We start from the raw sequence: 8,818 nt of genomic DNA on the forward strand, positions 1-8,818 counted from the left end.
TCCGTTCCATGCCCCTCGTTTCACCGTGTATGCACCCAACCTTTCGCCGCCGACGCTCGGCCCAATCATCATCGACCCCAACGCCGTTTGCCATCGCCGCCGCCCTGGCTGTCGTGAGCCTCGGCTTGCCTTATGCGGCATGCGCATCGACGACCGACAGCGACACCGCGATCTCCGGCGATTCGGTGCGGAATGGGGCATCCGCCAACCCGACCCGTCCCGCGGCAAGCACCACGGCGGATAGCGGGCCCGGCAGCGAACTGAAGGCGATCGTCGTCACGTCAAAGCAGGAGAAAGCAAGCGCGTATGTAGCGAGGTCGATACAGAGCGGCCCGTACGCCGGACTCGATGTGCTGGACGTACCTGCCACCGTCAACGTCGTGACGTCGGAACTGCTGAAGGCGCAGGCGGCCTCCGGCCTCTATGGCGGTTTGCGTAACGTGGCGGGCGTCGTTCGACAGCAATTGAGCGGCATCGCATATGATCAGTTATCCATAAGAGGCATCTCGCTCGACAACCGTAACAGCTATTTGCTGAACGGCGTCCTGCCCGTGGACAACAACATCTGGATGCCGATGGAGAACAAGGAGCGCGTCGAAGTGCTCAAAGGCGCCTCGGCGTTGTACTACGGCTTTATCGTCCCGGCCGGCGTGGTGAACATGGTCACGAAGCGCGCCGGGAGCGATCCCGTCACTTCGGCCTCGATCGTGGCGGATTCGCACGGGTCCATTGGCGCACACGCGGATATCGGCCGCCGTTTCGGCCCCGACAACCAGTTCGGCCTGCGCGTGAATGCGATGGACGAGCACGTCGAAACGCCTATCGACGGCGATCGCGGCTTTCGCCGCTTTGCCAGCGTGGCGCTGGACTGGCGCGCGACTAACCGTCTTTCGTTCAAGTACGACCTCGAACACATCGACCAGAATGTCGTCGAGCAGGCCGGCATTACGCCTCTCGCCGCGGTCAGCGGTGTCATCGCGCTTCCGCGTTTGCCCGATCCTTCCACGTTGCTGGTTCCGAACGACAGGAAAACGAATGCAACGGCGACCAGCCAGTTGCTGCGCGCCGACTATCTCTTTTCGGACAACTGGCGTGCCAATGTGGAAGTCGGCCAGTCGATCACGCAGCGCAACCGCTGGCTATGGGTCTTCCAGAAATACAACGTCAACACCGGCGCGGGCACCTTGCAGGGCAGCCAGCAGGATGGACAGTTCTACGAGAGCAAGGTCGTACGCGCGGAAATCAACGGGCTGTTCGATACGGGCCGCCTTCACCATGACGTCACGTTTGGCGTGAACAAGACGTGGCAGTTTCAGCCCGATTTCACGACTTATTACTTTACGGCCTCGCAGAACCTCTACAACCCGATCAGCATCACGAACCTGAAGCCGGCGGGATCGAAGGCGTTCTATGCGCAGCACACCTCGAATAGCGGGGCCTACGTATTCGATCGCATCGACCTGACGCCCTGGCTGCAATTCACGCCGGGCCTGCGTTACGCTTCGTATCATGCCACGCAGGCGTATACGCCCACGCAGGACGCCAATCACGTTTCGCCGGCCGCGAGCCTCGTGTTCAGGCTCACGCCGCAAACCAGCGTCTATGCGAGCTATATCGAGGGGCTCGAATCGGCAGGCAGCGCGCCCGCGACCGCGGCGAATGCCTATCAGGTGCTGCCTGCCGCCGTGAGCCGGCAGGAAGAGCTCGGCGTGCGCCATCGCTTCGACAATGGCGGGCTTTTCTCGGCGGCGCTGTTCCAGATCCGGCAGCCGGCCGCCAGCGCGAATGCCGACAATGTCTACGCATTAAACGGCGTGGGCCGCTACCGGGGAGTCGAATTCTCGTACCAGGGCGACATCACGCGCGATCTCTCGATCGTGACGACAGGCATGTGGCTGGACGCAACGCTGGTCGATAGCACCGATCCGACCACGCTCGGCAAGCGCCCGGAGAACACGCCGCGTTATACCGGAAGCGTCTTTCTGAATTATCGCGTGCCGCACGTCAACGGATTTTCTGTCAATGGCGGGGCGTATTTCGTCGGCTCGCGTCCGATCAACGATGCGAACCAGGCCTACATTCCGGGCTATACGTTGTTCACGGCAGGAGCCCGCTACGACACGAAAATCTATGGCAAGGCGGCGAGTTTCCAGCTCAACGTGGAAAACGCCTTCAATAAGCACTACTGGGCGTCGGCCGGGTCGAGTCAGTTGGGTATCGGACTCGAACGCACCGTCATTCTCACCTCGACCTTCGACTTCTGAACCATGCCGGCTTGCGTGCCGGCATAAACCTGCTCCTGCTCATCATGCTTGATTTTGCTTTCCGTGTCTGGTCCGCTGCGACTCGCAGCTCTCATTCCTCAGCGACGTCCCGTCATCGGGGCATGCGGTTTGCCGCGCTCGTGTTCGCTGTGAGTGTCGCTGGTTTTTCTCACGAGGTCATGGCGCAGTCCGTTCCCGCCGGCTCGCCGCCCGGCGTCGCGCTGCACAAGCGCGTTCTCTACGTGACCCGGCTTTCCCATCGCGATCGCGAGGAGGATGACAAGGTGCGGGCCCACCTGGAATCGCGCGGGATGTCGGTCACCATGGTGGACGAAAACACGCCGGCAAGCGCGTCGAATGGCATGGATCTCGTGATCATCTCTTCGGTCGTCAGCGCCCGCGACATGGTAAGCACGGGCTTTCGCGACGTGCCGATCCCGCTTCTCACCTGGGAGTCCGATCTTTACGATTCGTTGCGCTTCACCGGCCAGAAGAAGGGGGAAGACTTCGGCGAACTGCAGAAGGAGCACTACGTGAGCGTGGTCAACGCGCCGAGCCCGATCGCCGGTGGCGTACCCGCGGGAAAGCGTTGGGTCTATCCGCGTGATGACGAGATGGGGTGGGGCAGGCCAGGCCCCGGCGCGACCGTGATCGCGACCGTTCCCGGTGAACCGTCCCACGCCGTCGTGTTCGCCTATGAGAAGGGCTCCACCATGGATTACGACTTTATCGCCCCGGCACGGCGAGTCGCGCTGTTCCTCGGCAACCGGTCATTCGAAAAGCTGAGCAGCGATGGCCAGACACTATTCGATGCGGCCACGGACTGGGCGCTCGGCCAACCATCGTCGCCGGCAGCGCGTCAAGCTGCTCCATGAAATCGCGGGCACGGCATTCACTGTGCAGGAATAGGAATGCCCCGGACAACCGTTCTACCTGATCGAAAGATGCAAATTTCTACTCGAGTCGCCGCCGCGAGTACCGGCAATACGATCCGCGCCACCACGCGCTCGCGCCGCAGCCAGTTTCTCAAATGGCTGCGCAAGATACATGGCTGGGTCGGTCTGTGGGGGGCCGTCCTTGGGCTGCTGTTCGGTGTGACGGGCATATTGCAGAACCATCGGGCCGTTATGAAATTCCGCGTAGGCCAAGGGCCCGTGGTCTCGACCGTACAGTTGCCGGTTGCTGCCGGCTCGCTGAACGACCCGCGCGATTTAGGGAAGTGGGTTCGATCCGGGCTTCATCTCGACCGGCCGCCCTCCAGCGTGTCGCGTCAGCCTGCGCAGCCCGTGACCTGGGGAGATCAATCGGTCGTCCAGCCCGAGCGCTGGACTGCGCGATTCATTTCCCCGCGCTACTTCGTCAACGCCGAATATTGGAAAGGCGGCACATTCGTGTCGGTCGAGCGGCGGGAGCAGGGCGTCATCGGCATGCTGGAGGCGTTGCACCGAGCCAATGGCGCCAGCGCCGGATGGGTCCTGCTCGCCGACTCCATCGCGGGGAGCCTCGTGCTGCTGTCGCTAACGGGCGTGATTCTGTGGACCGAGCTCAATCGCAAGCGCACGCTCGGGGCATGCCTATTCTTTGGTTCGATCATTGCCATGATCGTGTTTGCGCTGGAATCCGTTTGACGGAGCCAGAAAAAGAAAAAGGACTTATGGCGAAACGCCATAAGTCCTTGATTTTCTTTGGTCGGAGCGAAAGGATTCGAACCTTCGACCCTCTGATCCCAAATCAGATGCGCTACCAGGCTGCGCTACGCTCCGACAAGCCAAAGATTATAGGTGGAGCCAGCCGATCGCGTCAATCGTTTGGTCTGTTTTGGTCTATATGTACCCCTCGGCGCAAGGCAAAGAACCCGGGCCACGAGCCTGAAACATGCAATACCCCGCGCGCACCGCCCCCCGCCACTCGGCGCGCAAACTCATCGCGACGCCGAGTGCGGCTTGATCCATCGGGAGCGCAATCCGGGCATCCAACGCAGCGGTTCGAGCGCCGCCAGATCATCGTCGCCGGGTGCCTGCGAATGCGGCGCTCAATGTCGCGGCCACTTCCAATGCGGCATATGCAGATGCTGATGCGTCCAGTGATGCAGCATGCCTTCGCCGTCGTGTTCGCGCCGGTAGGTTTTCGATTCGAAAACCGACAGCGCCACCAGCACGAGCAGACCTACTGCGAGTCCGATCAGACCTGCGATCGATTCAGCGTCCATGGCAGTCTCCTGAAACGTTCGGCCATGAGCCTATAGTAGATCAGGGCACGCGAAATCTCACGAAATGGCCGCTCGGGCCTGCGCGCGACGGCGTCATGCCGCGCGCTTTGCGGGTAGACTCTCGGCGCGCCGGCGGACGGTTTGTCCGCCTACCTTTTGCTCCGGAGACGACTGCCGATGATCCGCGTTCTAACCCTTGCCTTGCTGCTGTGCGCCGGCGTTGCCGGCTGCGCGGACAATCCGTCCGGCCACCACGGCGGCCCGCCGCACGATCCCGCCGATTACCACGGCGTGCCGACCGACGATCGGCCGCCCTCGATGGTGCCCGCGCCGCCGGCGGAGTGAGCACGCTGCGCATGCCACGCGGGTCGGCGCCGGCTAGCTACGCGTGAAGCGGCGGGGCGCGCGTTAAAAATGCCCATCAGGCGCGCCCATAAGAAGCTCAGGCAGGAAGCGCAGCCAGCAAGCGTAGCGAGAAGCCGCACGGAAAGACCGCTGACAAACTGACCAAGAAAGCGTGACAAAGAAAGCGCGCGAAGCGCGTCAGCGAGCGAGTCTGCGAAATGAAAACGGCGAGGGGAGAGAGGCGAAGTGCCGGCGCGGGCACGCCGGCACCTCTGACCCGCGCTGACTGTTCGCGCGGAGAGCACGGGCTGAAATCATTCTAGGGTGCGTGCGTTATGTGATATGTATGCGCTTGTTTCAATCCGTAACCGGCTGTCGTCCCGCGAAAAACCGGCGCAGCGCAGCGTTCCCGATTTCGCGCGCTCGCGGCGCGGCCGGGTTGCGGCGCAATAAAGAGATATTCGACACAAAGAGATACGCGACGCGCTATGCTGCCGCAATCCCGCGCGAAACGCGCGGCAAATAACGCACGAGCGTCACCCCGCGCGCGGCCATGAAGATCAGCAGCGCAAGCCACAGCCCGTGATTGCCGTACCACGCGAGCAATGCCGACGATGCCGCGACGAATACCGCGAGCGATACCGCCATCGACAACATCAACTCGCGCGTACGCGTCGCGCCGATGAACACGCCGTCGAGCAGGAAGCCCCACACCGAGATCACCGGCGAGAGCGCCGCCCACGGCAGATAGGTGTCGGCGGCCGCGCGCACCGCCGCCTGATCGGTCAGCCGCCCGATGATCCACGCGCCCGCGCCCCAGTAGACGAGCGCGAATCCCACCGCCCCGATGGCCGACCATAGCGCGGTGATCCTGACCGCCTGCGTGAACGCGCGGCGGTCGCGCGCGCCGATTGCCGCGCCGACGAGCGCCTCGGCCGCGTGCGCGAAGCCATCGAGTCCGTATCCCATGAAGGTCTGGAAGTTGAGCAACAGAGCGTTGGCCGCGAGCGTCGCATCGCCCTGACGCGCGCCGAGATGCGCGAACCAGCCGAACGACGACAGCAGGCACAGCGTGCGCACGAAGATGTCGCGATTGAGCACGACGAGCCGCCTGAGCGCCGCGCCATCGAATACGGCGGCGCGGCTCAGCTTCGGCAGGCCGCGCGGTCTGCCGTGCCACAGCAGGGCGAGGCCGAGCACGAAGCCGAGCGCGTCGGCGGTTGCGGTGGCCGCGCCGATGCCGGCCACGCCCCAATCGAATGCATAGACGTAGAGCAGCACGGCGACGATATTCACGCCGTTGATGAACGCCTGCGACAGCAGCGCGAGCCGCACCCGCTGCGTGCCGAGCAGCCAGCCGAGCACGACGTAGTTGCCGAGCGCGAGCGGCGCGGCCCAGATGCGCGCATGGCAATAGATCTGCGCGTGCCGTTGCACGGCATCGCTGCCGCCGATCAGGCGCAGCGCGCAGCCGATCAGCGGTGCCTGCAATAGCAGCACCGCCGCGCCGATCGCGGCCGCCATCAGCAGCGCGCGCACGACGGTGTTGCGCAGTTCGTCATGGTTGTCCGCGCCGTGCGCCTGCGCGACGAGGCCCGTCGTGCCCATGCGCAGGAAGCCGAAGCCCCAGAACACGAAGTTGAAGAAGAGCCCGCCGAGCGCGACGCCGCCGAGATACGAGGCATCGTCCAGATGGCCGGCGACGGCGGTGTCGACCGCGCCGAGAATCGGCTGCGTCAGGTTGGCGAGGACGATCGGAAACGCCAGCGCGAGCACGCGCCGGTGCCAGCGCACCGGCAGCGCGGGCGCGAGGGGGCCGGCGGTTTCTACCGTGTCGCTCAAGCGCGTTCCTGCACGCAAACCCACGGGGACACGACCACGGCCCAGAGGTCGGGGTCGCGCGCCACGAAGTCGGCGGCGGTTTCGGACTGCACGCGCTCGACGAGGCCGGCGGAGAGCCATTGCGTGACCTGCGCGGTGTCGTCGCTGGCGATCGCTTCGGCGACACTCACGAGATCGAGGTCGCGCGCGACGCGCAGCAGCATGCCGCGCGCAAAGAAGCGTTCGAGTTCGCTCCAGCCGATCTTGGCGGTTTCGCCGAGCAGCTTGGCGTACAGGGGGCTGTGGGGGGCGTCGTTGGAAGTCATCGTAAGCGGGGTCGAACGGGGTCGTTACTATAAACCATCGGCGCGGGCTCGCCGGACGGGCCGCAGGTCCGGCTCGTGCGGGTTGGCGGAGCGATGGCTGCGATGTTTATCGAAGCCTTCGATTCCTCCGTCGATTTCTGATGCCCGGATTTTGAACCTTCAGGTTATTGGATTCAACGGCGCGATCGGGCGATGCGCGCAACCGTTGCATACGCTTCGCCTGTGATGCAATTGTCAGATTGTGGTCCGATTGAGTGAACGGGAAACACGGCTGAATGTGGATTAATCATTTGTCGGTAGATATACCGATATTAATATTTCGCTATTCGCGAATTTCGCAATGAAAAAGGTAAAATGACTTATTTATAATAGACGAATAAGAAATCGGCCTGTTGCGTGCGTTGGCGCACCAAGTTTATTCGGTATCGAGAAAGTCGGTTTCGGGCTGGGCCTATTAGTCAAAATCGGCCAATGATCTTTTGTCAGTTGTTTTGTGGCCGATTTCCGTAGACGTGGTCAGCCCTTTGGCAGACGGCGCACGCCGGAAATTTCATTTATGTGATTTGTCCCGCTTTAGATCAAACAGCCGGCGCATTTAGCCAGGCTCATTGCGACATTTCCGGTTCGCGATTTGCGGAATCCGTACGGCCTGTCACATTGACCGCAAAAATAATGGATTGCGCTTGTAAATGCAGGTTGTTAGATTTCGTTCTGGCGCATGGTGAACCGGTCCTTTGCCGATATGCGCCGAACCCCCGTTAGCCCGGCTCCGTGCCGGGCTTTTTTTCGCCGGATGCGTGGGGATTTTGCCGGGCGGATTTCGCTTCCTTCATTGCGAATTCACATCCGTCACCGATCATGGCCGATTATCTTTTATCGTACGGGTCATGACCTGGCTGATCACTTTTCTCGGCGTATGGCCCATTGCGCTGGGGCTGTTATTGCGCTTTGCCGTGCGCATCGATCCGCGTTCCGGACGCTGGCGCCGCCGCTAACCGGTGAATAGGCGATTGCGCTCGCCGGCACAGCCTGCGTTACTGTTTGCAGCGCACCACCATCGAACGGTTTTTCACGTTCGCGCCGAAAATCCCGCCGATCGAGCCGCCCGACGTCGCGCCGTTGTCGACGTCTTTCGACACCACGTCGTAGCCGTAATTGCCGCAGACTTCGCCCGCGCGCTTGTAGCACTCGGCCCAGCTCACGCTCGCGTCGCTGCCGCTGCAGTTGATCGCGAAGCCGGTGTCGCCGCTCGGCAGGTAGGTCATCGTGGTCGTGCTCGAGCAGCCGCCGAGGCCGCCGAGCGTCAGCAGGCCAAGACCGACCGCCGCGGCCGTCGCGACGCGCGCCAATGCGCTCTTCATGTCAGATTCCTTGCAAATAACGAAAGGGGCGGCTGCCGCAGCGAGGCCGCCTCGAATTGAGCGTTTATAGCACGCGGGTTCCCGCGCCCGGTTTGCCGCGTGCGTGCCTGAGATGGCACGCATCGCGCACGATGCGAACGCGCAGTGCACCGCTTGCCTTTAGCGCGGCGGTAGTTCTTTCGACGGATCGATCGAGCGGCCCTGATAGCGCAGTTCGAAGTGCAGCATCACGCGATCCGTGTCGGTGTCGCCCATTTCGGCGATTTTCTGGCCGCGCTTGACCGATTCGCCTTCCTTCACGAGCAGCACGCGGTTGTGCGCGTAGGCGGTCAGGTAGTCGGCGTTGTGCTTGAGGATCAGCAGATTGCCGTAGCCGCGCAGACCGTTGCCGGCGTACACCACGGTGCCCGACGCCGCGGCTACGACCGGCGTGCCGGCGGCCGCGCTGATGTCGATGCCCTTCGAGTTGGCGCCGTCGAAGCGGCGGATCAC

Annotated in this window: 9 protein-coding genes and 1 tRNA gene; 4 read left to right on the forward strand and 6 right to left on the reverse strand. The window is 62.9% G+C overall.

Annotation, left to right across the window (positions count from 1 at the left end; translation table 11 throughout):
- Nucleotides 1-113 precede the first annotated feature (113 nt).
- The 3 genes from GXB81_RS13805 to GXB81_RS13815 all read left to right on the forward strand — a co-directional run bounded on the left by GXB81_RS13805 (nucleotide 114) and on the right by GXB81_RS13815 (nucleotide 3,892).
- Nucleotides 114-2,264 carry a TonB-dependent siderophore receptor gene (locus tag GXB81_RS13805; protein WP_346777793.1) on the forward strand — a complete coding sequence of 717 codons (2,151 nt, stop codon included), beginning with the start codon at nucleotides 114-116 and terminating at the stop codon, nucleotides 2,262-2,264.
- 179 nt (nucleotides 2,265-2,443) lie between these two features.
- Nucleotides 2,444-3,139 (forward strand): hypothetical protein, encoded by a 696-nt coding sequence (locus tag GXB81_RS13810; RefSeq protein ID WP_167283578.1) that lies wholly within the window; start codon nucleotides 2,444-2,446, stop codon nucleotides 3,137-3,139.
- A 69-nt stretch (nucleotides 3,140-3,208) separates the two neighbouring features.
- Complete coding sequence (locus GXB81_RS13815; protein ID WP_205989424.1) at nucleotides 3,209-3,892, forward strand: PepSY-associated TM helix domain-containing protein; 684 nt, start codon at nucleotides 3,209-3,211, stop codon at nucleotides 3,890-3,892.
- Nucleotides 3,893-3,950: 58 nt separating this feature from the next.
- Here GXB81_RS13815 and GXB81_RS13820 read toward each other — a convergent pair.
- Nucleotides 3,951-4,027: transfer RNA gene (locus GXB81_RS13820), tRNA-Pro, on the reverse strand.
- A 269-nt stretch (nucleotides 4,028-4,296) separates the two neighbouring features.
- The gene (locus GXB81_RS13825) at nucleotides 4,297-4,473 is read right to left on the reverse strand and encodes a hypothetical protein (RefSeq protein ID WP_167043106.1); all 177 of its coding nucleotides are present in this window, start codon (nucleotides 4,471-4,473) and stop codon (nucleotides 4,297-4,299) included.
- Between the two features lie 177 nt (nucleotides 4,474-4,650).
- Between GXB81_RS13825 and GXB81_RS13830 the strand changes: the two genes are divergently transcribed.
- Complete coding sequence (locus GXB81_RS13830; RefSeq protein WP_167043108.1) at nucleotides 4,651-4,818, forward strand: hypothetical protein; 168 nt, start codon at nucleotides 4,651-4,653, stop codon at nucleotides 4,816-4,818.
- A gap of 486 nt (nucleotides 4,819-5,304) precedes the next feature.
- Here the strand turns inward: GXB81_RS13830 and GXB81_RS13835 are convergent, their stop codons facing one another.
- The 4 genes from GXB81_RS13835 to GXB81_RS13855 all read right to left on the reverse strand — a co-directional run.
- Complete coding sequence (locus tag GXB81_RS13835; protein WP_167043110.1) at nucleotides 5,305-6,660, reverse strand: MATE family efflux transporter; 1,356 nt, start codon at nucleotides 6,658-6,660, stop codon at nucleotides 5,305-5,307.
- Nucleotides 6,657-6,965, reverse strand: coding sequence for a DUF2288 domain-containing protein (locus tag GXB81_RS13840; protein ID WP_205989425.1), 309 nt, complete (start codon nucleotides 6,963-6,965; stop codon nucleotides 6,657-6,659). Before GXB81_RS13840 ends, GXB81_RS13835 begins: the two co-directional genes overlap by 4 nt.
- 1,034 nt (nucleotides 6,966-7,999) lie before the next feature.
- Complete coding sequence (locus GXB81_RS13850) at nucleotides 8,000-8,326, reverse strand: hypothetical protein (protein ID WP_167043114.1); 327 nt, start codon at nucleotides 8,324-8,326, stop codon at nucleotides 8,000-8,002.
- A gap of 159 nt (nucleotides 8,327-8,485) precedes the next feature.
- Nucleotides 8,486-8,818, reverse strand: a 333-nt coding sequence (locus tag GXB81_RS13855; RefSeq protein ID WP_205989426.1) for a peptidoglycan DD-metalloendopeptidase family protein, incomplete at its 5' end; no start/stop codon positions are given.

Origin of the sequence: Paraburkholderia sp. Ac-20336, from assembly GCF_017105025.1 — a bacterium.
Taxonomy (GTDB): domain Bacteria; phylum Pseudomonadota; class Gammaproteobacteria; order Burkholderiales; family Burkholderiaceae; genus Paraburkholderia.